The sequence below is a fragment of the Cellvibrio sp. OA-2007 genome, from assembly GCF_000953825.1.
In the GTDB taxonomy this organism is placed as follows: domain Bacteria; phylum Pseudomonadota; class Gammaproteobacteria; order Pseudomonadales; family Cellvibrionaceae; genus Cellvibrio.
Window position 1 is genome coordinate 19564 of sequence record NZ_BBUL01000016.1, and the last position, 18968, is coordinate 38531.

At 47.2% G+C, this 18968-nt stretch carries 22 protein-coding genes; 4 read left to right on the forward strand and 18 right to left on the reverse strand.

Annotated elements, in window-relative coordinates:
• Positions 1-5 precede the first annotated feature (5 nt).
• Complete coding sequence (lepB, locus tag AWU77_RS00150; protein ID WP_062057427.1) at positions 6-647, reverse strand: signal peptidase I; 642 nt, start codon at positions 645-647, stop codon at positions 6-8.
• Between the two features lie 135 nt (positions 648-782).
• On the opposite strand from lepB, the gene AWU77_RS00155 reads away from it, so the two are divergent.
• The 4 genes from AWU77_RS00155 to lpxL all read left to right on the forward strand — a co-directional run bounded on the left by AWU77_RS00155 (position 783) and on the right by lpxL (position 4037).
• Positions 783-1676: an acyltransferase gene (locus AWU77_RS00155; RefSeq protein ID WP_062057430.1), complete on the forward strand. Its 894-nt coding sequence runs from the start codon at positions 783-785 to the stop codon at positions 1674-1676.
• A 123-nt stretch (positions 1677-1799) separates the two neighbouring features.
• Entirely contained in the window at positions 1800-2024 is a 225-nt protein-coding gene (locus tag AWU77_RS00160) for a DUF2789 domain-containing protein (protein WP_062057433.1), read from the forward strand.
• Between the two features lie 114 nt (positions 2025-2138).
• Positions 2139-2906, forward strand: coding sequence for a YdiY family protein (locus AWU77_RS00165; protein WP_062057436.1), 768 nt, complete (start codon positions 2139-2141; stop codon positions 2904-2906).
• 213 nt (positions 2907-3119) lie between these two features.
• Positions 3120-4037 (forward strand): LpxL/LpxP family Kdo(2)-lipid IV(A) lauroyl/palmitoleoyl acyltransferase, encoded by a 918-nt coding sequence (gene lpxL / locus AWU77_RS00170; RefSeq protein ID WP_062057439.1) that lies wholly within the window; start codon positions 3120-3122, stop codon positions 4035-4037.
• A gap of 1 nt (position 4038) precedes the next feature.
• Here the strand turns inward: lpxL and AWU77_RS00175 are convergent, their stop codons facing one another.
• The 17 genes from AWU77_RS00175 to AWU77_RS00255 all read right to left on the reverse strand — a co-directional run bounded on the left by AWU77_RS00175 (position 4039) and on the right by AWU77_RS00255 (position 18863).
• Positions 4039-5235, reverse strand: a complete 1197-nt coding sequence (locus tag AWU77_RS00175; protein ID WP_062057442.1) for a CvpA family protein — start codon at positions 5233-5235, stop codon at positions 4039-4041.
• 77 nt (positions 5236-5312) lie between these two features.
• Positions 5313-6626, reverse strand: a complete 1314-nt coding sequence (locus tag AWU77_RS00180) for a type II toxin-antitoxin system HipA family toxin (protein WP_062057445.1) — start codon at positions 6624-6626, stop codon at positions 5313-5315.
• On the reverse strand, positions 6626-6967 hold the full coding sequence (locus tag AWU77_RS00185; protein WP_062057504.1) for a helix-turn-helix transcriptional regulator: 342 nt from the start codon (positions 6965-6967) through the stop codon (positions 6626-6628). The genes AWU77_RS00180 and AWU77_RS00185 overlap by 1 nt, the downstream gene beginning before the upstream one ends.
• Before the next feature lie 172 nt (positions 6968-7139).
• Entirely contained in the window at positions 7140-8315 is a 1176-nt protein-coding gene (locus tag AWU77_RS00190; protein WP_062057448.1) for an acyltransferase, read from the reverse strand.
• An 81-nt stretch (positions 8316-8396) separates the two neighbouring features.
• On the reverse strand, positions 8397-8903 hold the full coding sequence (locus AWU77_RS00195; protein ID WP_062057450.1) for a DUF6942 family protein: 507 nt from the start codon (positions 8901-8903) through the stop codon (positions 8397-8399).
• 7 nt (positions 8904-8910) lie between these two features.
• On the reverse strand, positions 8911-9573 hold the full coding sequence (locus AWU77_RS00200) for a hypothetical protein (protein WP_062057454.1): 663 nt from the start codon (positions 9571-9573) through the stop codon (positions 8911-8913).
• Between the two features lie 111 nt (positions 9574-9684).
• A complete protein-coding gene (gene tmpT, locus AWU77_RS00205) occupies positions 9685-10335 on the reverse strand; it encodes a thiopurine S-methyltransferase (protein ID WP_062057457.1) in 651 nt (216 codons plus the stop codon).
• 71 nt (positions 10336-10406) lie between these two features.
• A complete protein-coding gene (locus AWU77_RS00210; protein ID WP_062057460.1) occupies positions 10407-10817 on the reverse strand; it encodes a DUF86 domain-containing protein in 411 nt (136 codons plus the stop codon).
• Positions 10807-11226 (reverse strand): nucleotidyltransferase domain-containing protein, encoded by a 420-nt coding sequence (locus tag AWU77_RS00215; RefSeq protein WP_062057463.1) that lies wholly within the window; start codon positions 11224-11226, stop codon positions 10807-10809. Before AWU77_RS00215 ends, AWU77_RS00210 begins: the two co-directional genes overlap by 11 nt.
• 200 nt (positions 11227-11426) lie before the next feature.
• Positions 11427-11888 carry a transposase gene (locus AWU77_RS00220; protein ID WP_062057466.1) on the reverse strand — a complete coding sequence of 154 codons (462 nt, stop codon included), beginning with the start codon at positions 11886-11888 and terminating at the stop codon, positions 11427-11429.
• 139 nt (positions 11889-12027) lie between these two features.
• A complete protein-coding gene (locus AWU77_RS00225) occupies positions 12028-12255 on the reverse strand; it encodes a hypothetical protein (RefSeq protein ID WP_062057469.1) in 228 nt (75 codons plus the stop codon).
• Positions 12256-12353: 98 nt separating this feature from the next.
• Positions 12354-12719 carry a hypothetical protein gene (locus AWU77_RS00230; RefSeq protein ID WP_152625207.1) on the reverse strand — a complete coding sequence of 122 codons (366 nt, stop codon included), beginning with the start codon at positions 12717-12719 and terminating at the stop codon, positions 12354-12356.
• 222 nt (positions 12720-12941) lie between these two features.
• A complete protein-coding gene (locus AWU77_RS00235; protein WP_152625208.1) occupies positions 12942-13811 on the reverse strand; it encodes a hypothetical protein in 870 nt (289 codons plus the stop codon).
• A gap of 115 nt (positions 13812-13926) precedes the next feature.
• On the reverse strand, positions 13927-14127 hold the full coding sequence (locus AWU77_RS00240) for a hypothetical protein (protein WP_062057479.1): 201 nt from the start codon (positions 14125-14127) through the stop codon (positions 13927-13929).
• A 5-nt stretch (positions 14128-14132) separates the two neighbouring features.
• A complete protein-coding gene (locus AWU77_RS00245) occupies positions 14133-14420 on the reverse strand; it encodes a BrnT family toxin (RefSeq protein ID WP_062057482.1) in 288 nt (95 codons plus the stop codon).
• A 43-nt stretch (positions 14421-14463) separates the two neighbouring features.
• Entirely contained in the window at positions 14464-15786 is a 1323-nt protein-coding gene (locus tag AWU77_RS00250) for a ribonucleotide-diphosphate reductase subunit beta (RefSeq protein WP_062057484.1), read from the reverse strand.
• A 137-nt stretch (positions 15787-15923) separates the two neighbouring features.
• Entirely contained in the window at positions 15924-18863 is a 2940-nt protein-coding gene (locus AWU77_RS00255; protein ID WP_062057487.1) for a ribonucleoside-diphosphate reductase subunit alpha, read from the reverse strand.
• Positions 18864-18968 lie beyond the last annotated feature (105 nt).

The window sequence follows — 18968 nt, forward strand, 5'->3', positions numbered from 1 at the left end:
ATTGGTTACTGCAAAGGTTTAAAAAAACGCTCGCTGCGCGGTAAAAAATAATCCTCGTAGTCGAGTGACATTACCACGCTGCGTGAGCGACCGACAAACTCGCTGCGCGGTACAAAACCAATCATGCGTGAATCAGCACTATTGTCACGGTTGTCCCCTAGCATTAAATAGTGGCCTTCAGGCACGGTGACTGGATCAAAATTGGCGTAGCCCTGCGCATTGGGATCCAAGCGGACAATATGTGTTTGTTCCGGTAGTTGCTCCAGCCAATCGCCATTGGTTGCTGCGGTATAGGAAAGCGCTTTACCGTTGATAATTAAATGGTTATCGCGCATGGCAATAGTATCGCCCGGTACGCCAATCACACGTTTAACCAAACGCTTATCCGCTACTTTGGAATCGAATACTGCAATCTCACCGCGTGCGGGGTCGGCAATTTTATACAGTGAAATGTGAGTGAAGGGGATGCGTAAATCATAGGCCATTTTATTCAGGCCAATCCGGTCGCCTTCGATCAGGGTGGGTTTCATCGAACCGCTCGGCACATCATTCCAATCGGCGATGGCGCTGCGGAAACAAAACATCAGAGCCAAAAATACGATGAATGAGCGATTTTCTTTCCAGCAGGATTTACATTGGCTCAGCATGATTGATTTCCTTTAACAGCAGTCAGTTGATTGAACAAATACCAAGGATGAATAAAACTGTATGAGTGTGTATTGACCGGGTTTTTCACACTCGGTTCAGTGCATGAAACATTTACTTTTTAGCAGCTATTTTTTATGTCTATTTTTCGTCATCTAGTGGGTGTTATCACAACGGGTTTATTTATCGTTTTCACCAGTGCGGTGTTTATTCCCTTAATGGTGTTAGCGCTGTTGAAGGTGGGTATTCCACTGGCGCGCTGGCAGGCGCTGTGTAACCGCTGGTTGGATGGATTGGCCAGCCTGTGGATGAATGCTAACGCCGGGCATCAGAAGTTGTTATTGCCCACGCAAATTGAAATTGAAGGGCTGACCAATTTGAGCCGACAGGAGTGGTACATGATGGTGGCTAATCATCAATCCTGGGTGGATATTCTCTTGCTGCTGCGCATCTTTAACGGGCGCATTCCCTATCTTAAATTCTTTTTGAAACAATCCTTGATTTGGGTGCCGCTGCTCGGCCTCGCCTGGTGGGCGTTGGAGTTTCCCTTTATGCGTCGCCATACCAAAGCGCAGATTGCACGCGCCCCCTCCCTGCAAGGGAAAGACATAGAGCAAACCCGCAAAGCCTGCGAAAAGTTCCGCTATAACCCGGTGACAATCATTAACTTCCTTGAAGGCACGCGCTTTACTAAAGAAAAATATGCGCAACAACAATCTAGTTATCGTCATTTGCTGATGCCCAAAGCGGGCGGTTTGGCGTTTACGCTTGCGGCGATGAATGGGCAGTTGCATCGCCTGCTGGATGTAACCATTTATTATCCTGACGGTATTCCAACCTATTGGGATTACGCCTGCGGCCGTGTGAAGCGCATTCAAATACACATTCGTCAGTTGCCTATCCCCACAGAATTGATTGGTGATTACACCGGAGACGCTGAATTTCGCGCGGGTTTTCAGCAGTGGGTGAATCAATTGTGGCAGGAAAAAGATGCGCTCATCGAACAGATGGCAAGCCGCAGGGAAAATTAAACTAGGTAGTCGCGCCGGTTGAGGCTATTCTAGCGGCGAAATCTGTCGAAACCGGCAAATTTAAATGATCACATAAATTCGTAAATGATCAGGTAAGTCCGTAAAAACCGACTGGAGGGCTACATGTTCTACACGCTAAATGATCTTTTTGCCAAATTGGGGTTGCCCAATACTCCCGCCGAAATCGAGGCTTTTATCGCCAGACATAACCCTCTGCCGCAGGCTGAACCACTGGCCAGCGCGCCTTTTTGGACTGCCGAACAAGCGGAGTTTTTGCGTGAGGCGCGTCAGAGTCACTCGGACTGGGCGGAAGTGGTCGATGAGCTTAATTGCTTATTGCGCGACTAGCTTTATGCTGTTTGAAGCCTAGCGACCGGCCAATGTGCCGGTCGTTTTCATTTGGCAGTCATGTTTTCTATGTTATGGTTCGTCCTTCCTAACTTGAGGTAACAGGATATAGCTATGCATAAATTGACCATTGTACTCACACTGACTGCACTCACCACGACTGCGCTTGCCGATGAAAAAAAGCGCCCTTGGGATGTCGATGTAGATGTAGGTGCAATCGCCACTTCCGGCAATACTGATTCAACCAGCCTCCAATTTAAGGTGGATGCCAAGCAAAATCTGGAAAAATGGGAAAACCAATACATCTTCAATTCGCTTTTCAAAGAGGATGAGGTCGAACAGGATGACGACACAACCAGCAAAGAAAAAACCGCTGAGAAATATTTTGGTTCGGCTAAATTTGCCTATTTGTTAGGTGTGGAAAAATCCTACGTATTTGGTTTTGGATCTTATACTGACGATAAATTTGGTGCTTATCGCACCTACACCACTGTCGCACTGGGTTACGGTGATTGGCTTTATTCCAGCCCTACATTCAATTGGTTTGTTGAGGCGGGTCCGGGTTATTTTGAAGGTGAAAAAGTAATCGAGAGCGACGATGCCAGCATCCCCGATAGCATTACCGATGAAAGTGGTGCAATGCTGCGTGCAGCCACAGCGTTGGAATGGAAAATAACCAAGAATGCAGAATTTAAACAAGTGATTAGTGTGGAATCGGGCGCGGATAATACTCGTACCCAAAGTGAAACCTCACTGGCAACATCCATCAATGGCAGTATGAAAATGAAAGTGGGTATTGCCATTGCCAATGATACCGATGTAGCGCCGGGTAAAGAAAAGACCGACACGACTACGTTTATCAATTTGGTTTACAGCTTTTAAATTGATTGTTTAATCTCGCGTAAAGCACCTGACTGAAAAAGTACTTAACAAAAAGCACTTAACGGAAAGTACTTGGCAGCAAGTTCTTAGCTGAAAGTTCTTAACTGAAAGTACTACGGTTAATTTCTTGTTAGGTGCTTTGTTTGCGAGCCGTTATAATTCGCCCAGTTTTTCAATCGCAGTCATTATCTGCTCTTTGTGTTTTAAATCCCTATGGCATCATCTCATTTTTCGCGGACGCTATTAGCCCCCAAACATTGGTTGACTTGGCTGGGTGTTGGTCTTTGGTTTTTAATAGCCCAACTTCCCTATCGCTGGCAGTTGGCGATGGCGCGTGGCCTCAGCCCATTGTTGCGCAAAAACAAAAAACGTTTGCATCAGGCACAGACTAATTTGCGTTTGTGTTTTCCTCACATGAGTGATGCTGAACGCGAAAAACTGCTAAAAGAAACTTTGTTTTCCACTGCGATGGCAGCGTTTGAAACAGGCATAGCCTGGTTCTGGCCAAAGTCGCGCTTGCGCAAGTTGTTTACCATTACCGGCCTTGAACATATCGAACAGGCGCAGGCTGAAGGGCAGGGTGCATTGCTGCTGAGTTTGCATTTCACTACCTTGGATATTGGCAGTGCCATGCTGGGGCAGTATTTGAATTATGACGGTATGTATCGCCCCCATGCCAATGCTGTTTATGATTATTTGCAGCAATCGCGCCGCGAAGCCTATTGCAGAGGTGGCATGGCATTTAGCCGCGACAATGTGCGTGCGATGGTCAGCCAATTGCGTAAAGGCCGCATGATTTGGTACGCACCCGATCGCGATTTAGGTGAAAAAATGTCGGTGTTTGTGCCGTTTTTTGGTGTGCCGACCGCAACGGTTACCGCGACTGGCCAGTTTGCACGGATGGGGCGCGCGAAAATAATTCCTTTTACCCAGCGCCGTTTGGATGATGGTAGTGGTTATGCCGTTACGATTCACCCGCCGTTTGAAAATTATCCAACCGGCGATGATATTGTGGATGCACGCCGCGTGAACGAATTTATGGAGCAGGAAATTGCAAAGTGCCCAGGCCAATATTTTTGGGCACAACCGCGTTTTAGAACTCGCCCGCAAGGCGAGCCCCCAGTGTATTAAATTATTTTTTTTGTACGGGTTTGTCGGAATAGTGGACTTGCCCGTTTTCATCCGTCCAGCGGTAAATAGTTGTCGCCGGTTTTTCATCTGCAGCGGTCGAGTCCGTTGGTGCTTGCGTAGTATTATTCGATGCTTCGTTTATATCCTGTACGCGATAAGTGCCCATGCCATTCGCAGGTGTCGTCTCGCTGCTAAAAATAATTTCCGTTAACTGATTGAGTTTTGGATTCATCATCAGTGGTAATTTGTTCGATGAGTTTAATTGCTGCTGAAATTCCGGATCGTTAATGATCGCAATTACACGCGGGTCGTGCTTGATTGTTTGCACGCGGCTCCATGCTTGTACCATTTTTTCAGCCGCTGCTTGCGCACCGTGTTCGCTGGTCACATCGGATTGTGACATAAGCGCCTGCACACTGGGGTTATTCATCAGTTCCTTAAAGGCGGGGTCGCGCATCAGTGCGTGGGTATCACCGGTGGTGAGAATGGATTGGATTTTCTCATCGGCCATCAAGTTTTTCATCTGTCCATCATTTGCCACTTGTTGCACATGGGTGAGCATGGTTTGCGGATTCTCCACAAACGCTCTGGTTATTTGTGTAGTGGTCTTATCATCCAGTGCTAAATCCACCGCCGTGGCGGCGGCAGTGCTAATTAATTTTTTGGCGCTGGCTTCAATAAATGAATCATTGGTTTTGGTAAGGTCTCGTATATTGGGTACACCTGTGGCGGGAGCGCGTGCAGTATTATTTTGTATCGTGGAATTATCCGGTGTAACGGCATTATTTGCCTGTAGCTGTGGTTGAGCCTTGGGTGTTATCACCAGTCCAATGCCGTAAACCACCAGCAGCCCCACCAGTGCGCCCATTAATACTCCTACACCTGCGCCGCCAATTTTAGAACCGGTTTGTGTCGCATCTGTATCGGGAATTAATTTGGCCAACTGATTGAGCAGCACACTAACTAACAAACTCACCAGCAAAAAAATACTGCTGCCTGCAATAAAATATACAATCAAACCCTCTAGCGAGGTGTTTTGCATAATTAATTTTGCCAGCGGTTTGGTAAATACAATCGCCGCTGGGTAGGCCACAATCCAACTGAGTATACGGGTGATGGAACCGATAAAACCTTTCTGATAGCCGCGCCAGGTAAAAAACGCGAGCAGTGCAAAAAAGATGATCGTTGTCAGGTGCATATATATTCCTTAGTGCATTACTGGTTGAAATTTTTGTTGGTGTAATTTTTTTGCTAAACATTTGTAGCAATAAAAAACTACAAGGATAGGCGCAGTTGCTTGTTTATTTCATTGCTAAAGCCTTGTGGTACAGCGGCTTTATTGGCATAGGTTTGCCACTGGCTAACCACATCTTGTACCTGTTCAATAATTAATTTTGCTTCTTTGGTGAAGTTGCTAATCAGTTTAGCGGCGACTAATAAATCTTCGCGGGTAAAATTATCGCGTTTGCCGTTTACACTTAATTGATGCGAGTTTACCCAGGGCGAGCCGGGTTTATAACTGTAGGCTACATCAAATGCGGGCGCCAATTGCCATTGCGCCCGCGGGCCTGGCAAGATAAAACCGAAGTTTTTGCTGTGATCATCGTGGTTGCGCGCAACAATGTTAAACACCATACGGCGATAAATTTCTATCGCCTCTGCGCGGCTCAAGCGCAGTTGCCGTGCAACGGAAAATAATTGTTCATAGCTGTAATGGCCGGGCATTTTAAAATCGGCGTGATCTATGGCGCAGAGTGATTGATAGTGCAATTTATGATTGCCAGTGCGATCAAAACGCTGCGTCAAAAAATGCGCGCGCTCGCCATCAATTAATAATTCGCAAGGTGTCATCGCAATGCCTGCGTCTTTTGCCATCAAATAATAGGCGTATTCCATCCGACCAAAACCCTGCGGGTCACCGAAGGTTTCACGATTATTGCCTTGTTCTACAATGCCATCAAATTTTAATAAGTAATGTTCAAAACCTTCCGGTGCATCCACTTGGCCGGAGCGAATTTCGCTGCGATTTTTATTGATCGCCACCAAGGCTTTGGCGCGCGCGCCGCCGGCAGATGTTCCCACCTGCAAAATTGCGGTTAAGTCATCGTTTCCGGCGCTGTGCAATTGGCTGCTCACGCCGGCGCGCTGATCCAATACTTGCTGCGCCATACTGATCAGTGAATCCAGCTCCAGTTTGGTATTTCCGGTTTGGGTCTGGCGCAGTGCTGGTGCGTATTCCAATGCACCCATGCCGCGTTTGCCGCTGTAGAGCAATCGCTCCAGTGGATTAAAACTCTGCGGATCGCGGCCATTGCGTGCCAGCCAGGCATTGATAACCGCATTGCCAAAATCATCGGGCAGGGTATCGGCAAAACAGGCGGGCAGACCTTTGTAAGTGGCGCGATTAAGTTGCGGGAAGTGAAAAATGCGCGTGCTATCGCTGCGGCTGGGCATGTGCAGCGGCGCGATTTGTACGCCGGTTTTGATCCATTCAGGGGTGTATTCAAAGGTCGCGGTTGCGGTGTCTGGCGCCCACGCCAGTGCGCCCACCAGTTTGTCCCACAGCCAGACTTCAGCGAGATTTTGCATTACCAATCCAACCCGGGTTCTTCTACACCCTCTGCCGTATTTGCCGTTGCTGTTTTATAGGTTGTGTGGCGTGCGCGTTGACGCTGCTTGCCGCGCAGCTTTAATTGCTCCAAGGGGCTAGGGGGAGTTGCAGGTAAAAAGTTTTCCAACTGTTCCAGTGCATTGAGCGCGCGCAGAGCGGCCACCATGTTTTCCAGCTTGCCACCACCGGCAACCAGTTGGCGATAACTTTTGGGGGTTATGCCAATCTCGTCGGCCAGTGCCTGCTGGGTCATGTTCTGCGCCAAGCGCAGAGCCTCAAGGCGATTGCCCAGCTCAGCCGCAACGGACGCATTTGTCATAGTATAAAAGTTCATAATGGGTATTTATTTACCTTTATGTGTCTTAGTTAGGCCATTTGGGTTAATTTATACCTATTATCGCTTCTTGTCTATTTTTGGGTCTTTTTATACCTATTAACTAATTTAATGCTGTTTATGGGTAGTATGTGACCTATTAATATTGGAGGTATGGCTATGTGGCTGGTGTATTAACAAGCGACAGCGGTGCGGCTTTGGTGTTAGTTGGGAAAAACTGATTTCGCAGTCTCATAAAAGGTGTTTCTACCAAGAGATAGAGAAGCCATCCGCAAAAAATACTTACCGCCATAATAATTGCCACGCCCAGCCAGCCATTAATATCAATCTCATATTCCGTTAACGGTGCTTTCAATACTTGAAATATAGGTTTGTGAATTAAATAAATCGCGTAAGACCACAGCGCTAAACTTGCTGCTCCCGGAATTCGTATGCGATGCAACATTGAGTTGGGGCTGAGTGCAGCGAGTACCAGAATGCCAAAACTGATTGCCAATAACGAATAGCCAAATGTGGTCACCATGAACGTGCGTCCATAGCCTTCGATATAGGCAAAGTTCTGAAATACGTAAAACATGGTGCCCACACTTGCCAAACCTATTGCTAACAAAAGATTGCCTCTACGCAATATTGCGGCGTAAATCGTTGGGTGAAAATTTTTCAATAAGGCGATCGCTATGCCGGGTAGTAGTTCATCAAAGCGGGTAAAGCTGGAATAGTAAATATGTTCCATAAACGATTGCATGGTGATTGCAGCTTCGCCTTGGGCCTGCCAATTGTATCCGCGTAAAAAAATTGCGAGCAGCATTGCGCCAATAATGGCTATCCAGCCAAGTCGAACAGAGCGTTTAGCGTAGGCGATGAGTAATGCGATAACCGGAAAAATTAAATAGAATTGCTCTTCAATGCATAAAGACCAGGAGTGTGTAAAGGTTTCCCCGGCGCGCATGTCGAGGTTTTGGGTAAAGGTGAGAAATGACCAGAAGGGCGCCGTGGCGGTACCACTCAATGCGACTGGAAAAATAAAATAGAGCGCGAGTACAAAATAATAATTAGGCAGGGTGCGCAGAAAGCGGCGAATGTAAAACAGTTTCAGTGAAAAGTCCTGCCCTTTGGCAAATGCAGAGAGAATCTGGTTGCCAATTAAATAACCGCTTAACACAAAAAATAAATCGACACCTGCCCAACCAAGTTGGCTCATGAAACCGAAGCTGTTTTCCCAGCTTACCACCACTTTGTAGTGGTAGATTAAAACGATAACAATAGCAATGGCGCGAAGAGTATCCAGTCCGTAAAGGCGATTATTGTTATGGGCTTCCATGGGGTGATGCATGTGTCGTCCTGATAGATTTAGTATGTTAGTTGTGATGGGAAATTGTGGAGAATTGGTACTAAGGTAGGTTGAGCGGCATTATCACCGTAATTCCCGCATAAGTTCAATCAATCGCGCAATCCGCTCATTGGAGAGCTGGCGATAGTCGGGGTAGGGTGCAACAATCAGGCGATGTTCCTTGTTGATGGCAAAGTACTGGTCAAGCCACACCAGCGAAGGCAGATCCAAAGATGCGGCGTATGTTTTTCCCGCGATGATATGAATCGCGTTATTGTTTTTATCAAGTTCTGGCGCGCTAAACAAAAGCGCTTCTTGCGATTGCAATTGAAATAATTCCGAATCTCGATATTCCTGCCAGCTCGGCGGTAAATTCGTGCGCTGATTTAGCGAAAACCAATCAAACAGTAATTTGGCGTAAACATTAAACGCTTTACGCCAGTGGTTACTGGTGTGCTGCACTATATGTGCGAGCTCACCCGGTGCCAAGCAGCGAAGTTCTTTCATCGATGAGTAATCGCCAATCGGCGGGCGATTGGCGATATAAAAATTGATGGAGCTCTCTTTGGAACCAAAACCAATGGGTGGCATTGAGCTTTTAATCGCTAAAGCTTTTTAGATTGTTAATTTTCAGGGAGACGATAGCGCCTCCGCTGTCTAGCGTATAGGTTGTGACTTCGTTGATAAGGCTTCCAGAAATATCGACAGTTTGGGCTTGTACAATAAAGTCCAAATGGCCACTGGTTGTGCTTTCTGCTCGCCAGTTACCGGGTGCGATAGTGATGTTATTGTCGCAGGTGAAGCCCGGTGTAATATCGCTGTCGCCTGATTTTACCTGCGCGGGAAAATGGTAAGGCGAGGTAGACGAGCAGTTAATTCTGGTGCCCATACCGGTTTGGCTGGCAAAAGTGGTAAAAGAGATTAAATTTTTAGTGGCGGTATCTATATAGGAGGTTGTCTCCCATATAGGAGCAGAAATATTGCCGCTGCCATGGCGAGAGTTTTTAACCGTAAAGTAGCGATATTGAGGCGTTACCATTACACCATTGATGACTGTTTCTGGCTTATTTTCGATTGCAATAAAACCATACTGGGTGGTCGCCGAGTCAAACAATTCTGAGGAGTAAACAACTCCACTTTTTAATGAGACTACTTTTTCAAGGCTATAGGTTTTGTTTGGCTGTGTGTCGAGAGTATTGCTTTTATCATCTCCTCCGCAACCAATCAAAATTAGGGGAATAATAAATACACTTTTTTTCATTTCCTTGCTCCATGTGAAAACTCAGAGTGTGAAAATATACGCTCTTTATCTAGGGTTAGGCAATTTAGATTTATTGTTTTCTGCGCTGTTATTGTTACGTGTGTCAACGTATTAAATTATTCCGGCGTTATTATTCAGTAGCCATACTTTTTCCCAAGCAGGGCACTGACCTTTTAACTTTCCTATCACTTCCGCGCTTTCTAATAACTGAATTGTATAACTTGAGTTGTAGTGCGCTTGTAGTTCTTCATCGCAAATGGAAAAGGGTGGTCCCGGGAGTTGAGTCTGGTCATATTCAAAACAAATCAAAAGTTGTTTGGCATTTCCAGTAATTGTTTTTAGATGTGATGTGTAATTGGTGCGCATTGCAAGGGGCAAGGCAACCAAGGCGGCGCGATCATAAACTGCATCGACATGGCCGAGTAAGCTTGCTGTGACATTAAAAACATCGCCTACAAATACATCTATATTGGGCGCGCGATAATACTGCAGATTTTCTAATTGCGTAATCTCCGGTGCTACTCCCAGCTCATCAAAAAGCTGTTCGATAGCGATAGGGCTTAACTCCGCACCAACAACCTGAAAACCATGCGCGAGCAGCCAATGAATATCCAGTGTTTTCCCACACAAAGGTAAAAATACCCGGCTGCCAGCAGCCAAACCCAATGTGGGGAAATGCTTAACCAATAACGGGTGTGCATCACTGTTGTGAAAACCAATGTCGCTTTCTTGCCATTTCTTATGCCAGAACTCGGGTTGCATGGGGTGCTCTTGTTGCTGAGGGTGGGATGCTTTTTAGTTTGAAATGTTCGTTTGATTAACTCAGCAATTAATTACTTGTGTTGTATAAGCTGCTTTGAAAATTGAACAAAATCATCCAAATGGTTGGTGATGATATTTTCCACGATAGGCAATAGCAGCGTTTGGTAATCGTGAACCGCGATATTGCGAAAACCGACCATGCGTTTCATGGTTTCGGCGAGAGTATTGTCGATAATATTTGCTTGAGCCAGCAGGGTAAATACATCGCGTGCGCTTTGCGATACGCCCAGGTGTTTGGTGCGAACAATGTGTTGCCCCATATCGAGCGCAGCTTGGCAAGCGCGCTGAATATTCAGGATTGCAGCATCTTGTCGGCTGTAGTCGTTCGCGAAATTTGCTCCGGCTTTGGTGAGTTCCTCACGCACGCGGTTAATGCAACGCTCTATGGTGGCCGCTTTATTGATTAGGATATCATTTGCCATAAATTCTTCCGGTCTCGCGGATTTCGTTAAGTTGCTCGGCACGAAGCTCATCGAAGTCTAGTTTTTCGTTCAATACAAATACGTCAAATAAATCTGCTTGCACATCTTTCGCCCATAAGCGTCGGCCTGTGGTGATAACTTGGTGTTGCATCACAGTAGACGCGGCGCGCAGGTCGAGCAAGTCTACCTCGTAACCGAGCTTGTCGGCCAATTGGTTGGCTATTTCAAATAATTGCAATGGATCGGCATAACCCGCGACCAATACCGCCAAATCCAAATCGCTTTGCGCATTAGCCGTGCCTTGCACTCGGCTGCCGAAGGCGTAAATTCCCAGTGCGTTGGGAAATGCTTTTTGCAGTTCGGTGCAAATCAGTGTTTCGGCATCGGGTGTTAATGAATAGTTACTCATATAAACTCCAAAATATTCCCGCACCTTAAACCAAAATTGATGAAACGGGTAGGTTGGCGGTGAGCTTGCGAACCCCAACGTGACCATACGTCCGCAACCACCAAAACTAACATCTGTGCGCTGTTAATTGGCTTTTTGTATCCACAAAACAGCGTGCGGTTTGCGAATATGAATGTTGGGGTTCGTTCCTCACCACCAACCTACGCGAATTTGTGAATGCTTGAATATGGCCAGTCTTGCGCGTTGCTTACGTAACCGTGTTTTACAGGGTTATGGTGTATGTATTCAATATGGTTGTAAAAATCCCGTTCGTCGCGGATGGTGTGTTCCCAAAAACGGCGTTGCCAGATTCCGCGTTCGCCCTTTTTTAAGCGCGTGGTTTTTATTAATTCGTCTTTGGCAATGCGGCGGGAGAAGTTGGCTTTGATTAATGCCCAGCGGGTAGAGTAGTCAAAGTCATTGTGAGGTAAGGTCAACAGGCAATGTAAATGATCGGGCATTACCACCATCGCGTTGATCTCGAATGGATGGTTTTGTTTTACCGTTTTAAATGCCGCCCGCAAACAATCAATTTCCCGCACCAGCAAATCGCTCTTGCGATCCGCCAACGCCAAGGTGAAAAAATAACACCCACCCTCAACATAAACCCGCCGATATTGCATAACCACTCCTTGTAATTAATTCAATCCCCATTTATTTCATCGCACCCGTAGGTTGGCGGTGAGGAACGAACCCCAACATGACCATATATCCGCAACCACCAAAACCAAAATGCATGCCCCGTTGATTGGTTTTTCGTGTTTAGGTCAAAAATACAAATTTAAAATAAATCCAGCTAAGTAATAAAAATACAAGTGATGCCGTCGCTTGCCCAATGGCTCGGGCATCACCTTTTTTCATGCCTCGTTGTGCGAGCCGTTTGGCAACAATGCGGTAGCCAATAAGCATCGAAATAGTTGCCGCAATCGCCAAGATAATTATGATTACAAACAAGTCATTTTGCAGTTGCGATAAAAGTTCGTTATTCATAATTTATCTCCGTAGGTTGGCGGTGAGGAACGAACCCCAACATGACCATGTATCCGCACCCACCAAAACCAAAATACATGTGCTGTTGATTGAGAAGGCTAATTTTCTTGTTTGTAAAATATATATCCACCAATATTTAAATAGTCACAAAGTTCTTCGTAATATACGATTTTGTTGCGATCCACCTGTGACAAGCAACCGTCAGAACTTTTTAGGGGGTGCTGCATAGATTGATAAAATGGTTCATCCATTTTATCAATGTGAATAATCAAGTCATCATCCTTTCTTTCCCATTTCATAGGGTTTAGCCACGTAAAACCTTCAACAAATTCAGCTACTCCGTTCTCTTTCAGTATGAGCTTAAAGGCTGGCACGTCGCTGCCTTGGTGGAGCCAGGTTTCTTCTGATATAGCTTTCATTGGTATTGCTAATAAAAGAGCCAATAGATAAAAATGTTTTCTCAAAATAATATCCTTAATGTTTAGATGATATATGCCTATGACATGTCTGTTGCTGCGCGGCACTTAGCCTGTGAAACGAACCCCAACATGACCATGCATCCGCAACCACCAAAACCAAAATACGTGCATCGTTGATTGGTCTTTTATATTCCCAAAACAATGTGCTGTTTGCGATTACGAATGTTGGGGTTCACAAACTCACTACCAACTCTTGGGCTGCTCAACCTACGGGCTTGCATTTTCAAGATCATCTAATGATAGAAAAATATTTGGATGTTGTTTTAATTGTGCATTTTTGCTCTTGTGATTTGGCGTCATAGAGTTGTATACATCGCGCCGAGCTCTAGCATGCATCCATCTGTACCTTTCTACTAGATAAGTTTTTGGCGGGTCGTAATCACCTGCGCCGAGATCTCTTTTGTATTCTCTCCAAAAGCCTTTAAGCTCAGAGGCTCCGCAAACTTGAAACTCAACATAATTTTTTTCGAGATTTACATGTGTGTGGATCTCATTTTCTTCCCAGCGTTCACATCTGCTTTGCCAAGTCCAGGCTGTTATTGAAGATCTTTTTTCATCTTCTTGTGAATTAAATACAACTGCTTCCAGTTCGGAATCTATGTACGATTCGAGATAATCTACTATATGTGAGTATTCTGTTTGTGCTTCACTATCGGCAGGTGCGTTTTCTAGACGTGATTTATATCTTTTTAATAGAATTTGGACAGAGGCTAGATCTTTCTCAGATCGAATTGCTGAGATTTGAGCCTTCATTATTGCCTCAGCATTTTTTTGAATTTTTTGTGATGTGGTGTTTTGTTCAATAATTAAATTCAGTTCTCTGCGGGTTTGACGCAAGCTGACAGTTAACAGAGTGATGGTAATTAAACCCACAATCGGGTTTATTATTCCTCCAAGATAATCTCCAAATTGGCCCCACTCAGCTGTGTCTGGGCTCAAATTTGGCCCCCAGAAGTTATATAAGTAAAATCCCATTGACACAATAAACATCAAAATCGCTATCCAAATTGCGGAAGCAATGACTAAGTCTTCTGCGTTTTTTGGGGGATTCGTTGTTTCTATCAGTACATCGGTCATAAGTTTTTCCATATAAAAAACCGCCATCCAGCCCCACCAGAAAACTCTCTGACAAAACTCAATAGCGGTTTGGGTTATTCACTCCGGAATATGTAATCCGTTCGTATGGTTGTGGCTACTGCGCCAGCTGAATCAGCTCGATATCTTTTTTTAGCAATTCATTTATAAATACAGAATAATCTTTACCTTTTGCTGCAGCTAAGCTCACGAGTGTGGCTTGCACATCATCATCAAGGTAAACAGGTAAGTGTACTTTTGCATCGGGGCGATAAAATCCGCCGCGCTCGCCTTTGCTGAAATCGTATTCGTCACGCATAAAAATCACCCTTCGTAATTTTTGATCTCATGGACTGTAGCTTTACGTGCGGAAATAATCCGCACGTAAATATTGTCATCGTCTTCTTGCCATGTGTGGACGGTTACAACAATGCGCATGCTGCGAACTTGCCCAATAGTTACCCAGCGTTCTTCTTGTTCGCTGTGTTCATCATCGCGCAACTTAATGGCGAGCGGGTCATTAAATATCTCGCTCGCCTCAATAAAGCTAACACCATGCTTACGTAAGTTGCTGGCCGCTTTATTGCGATCCCATTCAAAGTGTATATCCATTTTGGCTTTCCTTTTAATTTGAAACTGGTTTAAGAGTTACAAATCAATCCCAACTCAACGCTCCACCTGTTTGATACTCAATAACTCTTGTCTCAAAGAAATTCTTCTCCTTACGCAAATCCATAATCTCGCTCATCCACGGGAATGGGTTTTGTGCGCCGGGGAATTGTTCTTTCAGGCCGACTTGTGCGCAGCGGCGGTTGGCGATGAAGTGGAGGTATTCTTCCATCATCGCGGCATTCATGCCGAGTACGCCGCGTGGCATAGAGTCGCGTGCGTATTGGATTTCCAGCTCGGTGCCTTCCAAAATCATTTGGATCACTTCTTGTTGGAATTCTGCAGTCCACAAGTGCGGGTTTTCCAGTTTGATTTGGTTGATTACATCGATACCAAAATTCAAATGCATGGATTCATCGCGCAGGATGTATTGGAACTGCTCGGCAACGCCGGTCATTTTGTTGCGGCGGCCCATGCTGAGGATTTGGCTGAAGCCGCAGTAGAAGAAAATACCTTCAGTCACTACGTAAAAAGCTACCAGGTTGCGCAGCAATTCTTGATCGGTTTCTGGGGTGCCGGTGGTGAAGGTTGGGTCGCCCAGGGTTTGGGTGTGTTTCAAACTCCAGGCGGCTTTGTTCGCAACGCTGGGTAATTCGCGGTACATGTTGAAGATTTCGCCTTCATCCATACCCAGTGATTCAATACAGTATTGGTAAGCGTGAGTATGGATTGCCTCTTCGAATGACTGACGCAAAATGTATTGGCGGCATTCGGGGTTGGTGATCAAACGGTAAATCGCCAGTACCAGATTGTTCGCTACCAGTGAGTCGGCGGTAGAGAAGTAACCGAGGCTGCGCATTACGATGCGGCGCTCGTCATCGGTCAGGCCGTCTTTGCTGCGCCAGGTGGCGATGTCGGCAGTCATGTTTACTTCTTGTGGCATCCAGTGGTTGGAGCAGCCATCAAGGTATTTTTGCCATGCCCAATCGTATTTAAACGGAACGAGTTGGTTTAAATCGGCGCGGCAGTTGATCATGCGCTTTTCATCGACCTGAATACGGGCAGCGCCCATTTCCAATTCTTCCAAACCGGGTGCTGGGTCAAGTGCGGCGAGGCTGGCGCGGGCTTTGGCCAATTCGGGGCTGATGCCGGTTTCTTTGGCGCTTTGGGCAAAGGCAGTATTCACTGCGTGTGCATCGGCAGCTTTAGAGGCTTGCGCTTGGTCATTTTTCGCTTGTGCTTGGGCAACCTGCGCTTGGGTAGGTTGTACCACTGGCTCAGCCGCTTTGGCTTGCGCGGCGCTGATGGCGTCCTGACGGGTGGTTTCTCTTACTGCTTCTTCGGTGTCGAATTCATCCCAACTTAGCATGGTGTTCCTCGTTTAATTCTGTGTGCGTGTATCGCGTATTCTGCATATTTGTTGGGGTTCGTTCCTCACCACCAACCTACAGAGTACTTCGTAGGTTGTGGCGGGGCGCGTAGCCTGAGGAACGAACCCCAACACTTTTATTGGCAGGCTTCACAATCCGGGTTATCGATTGAACAGGCCAATGGCACTGGCGCTGCTTGAGCAAAGCTGGCTTCGTTCACCTCTGACACCGGCGGTTTTGCTGCCGCCGGTGCGGCGGATAAACCACCCGCGCCGCCAGACGATACCGCGTTTAATGAGCCGGTATTGATGGTGGACTTCTCTGTGGTAGTCGCTGCCAAGGCACGTAGGTAATACGTAGTCTTTAAGCCGCTGAACCATGCCATGCGATAAGTAATGTCTAATTTTTTACCGTTAGCGCCCGCGATGTAGAGGTTCAAGCTCTGTGCTTGGTCGATCCACTTTTGGCGGCGGCTAGCGGCTTCTACGATCCATTTGGGTTCTACTTCAAACGCGGTGGAGTAGATGGCTTTGAGGTCGGCCGGGATACGGTCGATCTTTTGCAGTGAGCCTTCGTAGTATTTCAAATCGTTAACCATTACCGAATCCCACAGGCCGCGCTCTTTCAAGTCGTGCACCAGGTGCGGGTTAACTACGGTGAATTCGCCGGAGAGGTTGGATTTCACATAGAGGTTTTGGTAAGTCGGCTCAATTGACTGAGTCACGCCGGTGATGTTGGAAATGGTTGCCGTTGGTGCAATCGCCATCACGTTGGAGTTACGCATACCGGTGCTTTTTACTTGTGCACGCAGAGTCGCCCAATCGAGGGTTTGGCTGCGGTCGACTTTGATGTAATTCTCGCCACGGTTTTGTGCCAGTAGTTCGATAGAGTCGATGGGCAGAATACCTTTGCTCCACAAAGAACCGTCAAAGGTAGAGTACTTGCCGCGCTCGGCCGCCAAGTCGCTGGAAGCTTTGATCGCGTAGTAGCTGACCGCTTCCATAGAGGTGTCGGCAAAATCAACTGCTTGTTGCGAGCTGTAGGCGATACGTTGTGCGTAAAGTGCATCCTGGAAGCCCATGATGCCGAGGCCGATAGGGCGGTGACGCAGGTTGGACTGTTTGGAGGTGTCCACGGCGTAGTAGTTAATGTCGATCACGTTATCCAGCATGCGGATCGCAGTTTTAACGGTGCGCTCCAGTTTGGCTTGATCGAGTTTGCCGTCCACAATGTGTTGCGCCAGGTTGATGGAGCCGAGGTTACATACCGCGATTTCATCATTGGCCTTGGTGTTCAAGGTGATTTCGGTACACAAGTTAGATGAGTGAACCACGCCAACATGCTGCTGTGGGCTGCGCAGGTTGCATGGGTCTTTAAAGGTGATCCACGGGTGGCCGGTTTCAAACAGCATGCCCAGCATTTTGCGCCACAGGTCTAATGCGCGCACGGTTTTGAATACTTTGATGCGGCCAGCAGCAGCTTCAGCTTCATAGAATGCGTAGCGCTCTTCAAAAGCTTTGCCGTACAGATCATGTAAATCAGGAACGTCGTTCGGCGAGAACAGGGTCCAGGGCTGGTCGTCAAATACACGCTTCATAAAGGTGTCTGGCACCCAGTTTGCGGTATTCATATCGTGGGTGCGGCGGCGGTCATCACCGGTGTTTTTACGCAGCTCAAGGAATTCCTCGACATCCATATGCCAGGTTTCCAGGTAGGCACACACAGCGCCTTTGCGCTTGCCGCCCTGGTTTACCGCTACGGCGGTGTCGTTGGCCACTTTCAGGAAGGGAACTACACCTTGTGATTTACCGTTGGTGCCTTTGATGTAAGCGCCCAATGCGCGCACTGGCGTCCAGTCATTACCCAAACCGCCGGCGAATTTGCTCAGCATGGCGTTGTCTTGCATGGCGCCGTAAATACCGTGCAGGTCGTCTGGTACGGTGGTCAGGTAGCAAGAGGACAACTGCGGGCGCAGAGTACCGGAGTTGAACAGGGTTGGGGTAGAGCTCATGTAATCGAAGGAAGACAGCAGGCGATAGAACTCAATCGCGCGGTCTTCGCGGTTCTCTTCTTGAATCGCCAAGCCCATAGCAACGCGCATAAAGAAAATTTGCGGCAGTTCGATGCGAGTATCGTTGCTGTGGATGAAGTAGCGGTCGTACAGGGTTTGCAGACCGAGGTAGGTGAATTGCAAATCGCGCTCGGCGATCAAGGCTTTGCCCAGTTTATCCAAGTCAAAGTTTTGCAGTTCGGGGGAGATCAACTCCAGCTCAATGCCCTTTTTAATATAAAGCGGCAGAGTTTGCGCATAGAGGGTTTCCATATCCGCTTGGGTCGCAGAAGTGGCAACACCAAAGAAGCTCAGGGCTTCGGCGCGCAGTTTGTCCATCAACAGGCGAGCGGTCACAAAGGAGTAGTTAGGCTCTTTTTCTACCAGGGTGCGGGCGGTGATCACCAGTGAGGTGTTCACGTCTTTTTCCGCTACGCCATCGTAGAGGTTGCGCATGGCTTCATCGAGAATCGCCTTCTCGGATACACCGGCCAAGCCTTCACAGGCTTCACGCACGATGGTGCGCATACGGCCAATATCGAGCAGGGAGCGGGTGCCGTCGGCCAGAATCACGTTCAGTGCGGGGTAATCTGGGTCCGGCTCTAGTGATACCGGTTTTTTCTGGGCGCGCAGGCGGGCGTGTTCTTCGCGGTAGAGCACGTAATCACGGGCGACTTTTTGTTCGCCCGAGCGCATCAGGATCAGTTCAACCTGATCTTGAATCTCTTCGATATGAATAGTGCCGCCCGATGGCATGCGGCGCTTAAAGGTGGCGGTAATTTGTTGCGTCAGGCTTTCAACCATCTCGCGCACGCGTGTAGACGCAGCGGCTTTGCCACCTTCTACCGCCAAAAACGCTTTGGTCATGGCGATGGCGATTTTACTGGCATCAAAAGGAACCACCGTTCCGTTGCGCTTGATCACGCGCAATTGCCCCGGCGCTGTTGCTGCAAGGCTCGACGAGCCGCCGTGGATTTCGTGTTGGATATTGGTTGTACCGGTGGTTTGTTCAATGTCGGTGTGCATAGACGTCTCCCGCGTGAGGTCATTCCTGGTTGAATTTGTTACGTGATAAAAAATACTGCTGACTAGCCTTGCTATCTTGTTGACCCAGCTTACTTGCTGACCCGC

What these genes read in the sequence shown, in the direction of transcription:
- lepB (WP_062057427.1), bottom strand. Translation starts at nt 647, where the DNA reads ATGCTGAGCCAATGTAAATCCTGCTGGAAAGAAAATCGCTCATTCATC.
- AWU77_RS00155 (WP_062057430.1), top strand. Translation starts at nt 783, where the DNA reads ATGTCTATTTTTCGTCATCTAGTGGGTGTTATCACAACGGGTTTATTT.
- AWU77_RS00160 (WP_062057433.1), top strand. Translation starts at nt 1,800, where the DNA reads ATGTTCTACACGCTAAATGATCTTTTTGCCAAATTGGGGTTGCCCAAT.
- AWU77_RS00165 (WP_062057436.1), top strand. Translation starts at nt 2,139, where the DNA reads ATGCATAAATTGACCATTGTACTCACACTGACTGCACTCACCACGACT.
- lpxL (WP_062057439.1), top strand. Translation starts at nt 3,120, where the DNA reads ATGGCATCATCTCATTTTTCGCGGACGCTATTAGCCCCCAAACATTGG.
- AWU77_RS00175 (WP_062057442.1), bottom strand. Translation starts at nt 5,235, where the DNA reads ATGCACCTGACAACGATCATCTTTTTTGCACTGCTCGCGTTTTTTACC.
- AWU77_RS00180 (WP_062057445.1), bottom strand. Translation starts at nt 6,626, where the DNA reads ATGCAAAATCTCGCTGAAGTCTGGCTGTGGGACAAACTGGTGGGCGCA.
- AWU77_RS00185 (WP_062057504.1), bottom strand. Translation starts at nt 6,967, where the DNA reads ATGACAAATGCGTCCGTTGCGGCTGAGCTGGGCAATCGCCTTGAGGCT.
- AWU77_RS00190 (WP_062057448.1), bottom strand. Translation starts at nt 8,315, where the DNA reads ATGCATCACCCCATGGAAGCCCATAACAATAATCGCCTTTACGGACTG.
- AWU77_RS00195 (WP_062057450.1), bottom strand. Translation starts at nt 8,903, where the DNA reads ATGCCACCCATTGGTTTTGGTTCCAAAGAGAGCTCCATCAATTTTTAT.
- AWU77_RS00200 (WP_062057454.1), bottom strand. Translation starts at nt 9,573, where the DNA reads ATGAAAAAAAGTGTATTTATTATTCCCCTAATTTTGATTGGTTGCGGA.
- tmpT (WP_062057457.1), bottom strand. Translation starts at nt 10,335, where the DNA reads ATGCAACCCGAGTTCTGGCATAAGAAATGGCAAGAAAGCGACATTGGT.
- AWU77_RS00210 (WP_062057460.1), bottom strand. Translation starts at nt 10,817, where the DNA reads ATGGCAAATGATATCCTAATCAATAAAGCGGCCACCATAGAGCGTTGC.
- AWU77_RS00215 (WP_062057463.1), bottom strand. Translation starts at nt 11,226, where the DNA reads ATGAGTAACTATTCATTAACACCCGATGCCGAAACACTGATTTGCACC.
- AWU77_RS00220 (WP_062057466.1), bottom strand. Translation starts at nt 11,888, where the DNA reads ATGCAATATCGGCGGGTTTATGTTGAGGGTGGGTGTTATTTTTTCACC.
- AWU77_RS00225 (WP_062057469.1), bottom strand. Translation starts at nt 12,255, where the DNA reads ATGAATAACGAACTTTTATCGCAACTGCAAAATGACTTGTTTGTAATC.
- AWU77_RS00235 (WP_152625208.1), bottom strand. Translation starts at nt 13,811, where the DNA reads ATGACCGATGTACTGATAGAAACAACGAATCCCCCAAAAAACGCAGAA.
- AWU77_RS00240 (WP_062057479.1), bottom strand. Translation starts at nt 14,127, where the DNA reads ATGCGTGACGAATACGATTTCAGCAAAGGCGAGCGCGGCGGATTTTAT.
- AWU77_RS00245 (WP_062057482.1), bottom strand. Translation starts at nt 14,420, where the DNA reads ATGGATATACACTTTGAATGGGATCGCAATAAAGCGGCCAGCAACTTA.
- AWU77_RS00250 (WP_062057484.1), bottom strand. Translation starts at nt 15,786, where the DNA reads ATGCTAAGTTGGGATGAATTCGACACCGAAGAAGCAGTAAGAGAAACC.
- AWU77_RS00255 (WP_062057487.1), bottom strand. Translation starts at nt 18,863, where the DNA reads ATGCACACCGACATTGAACAAACCACCGGTACAACCAATATCCAACAC.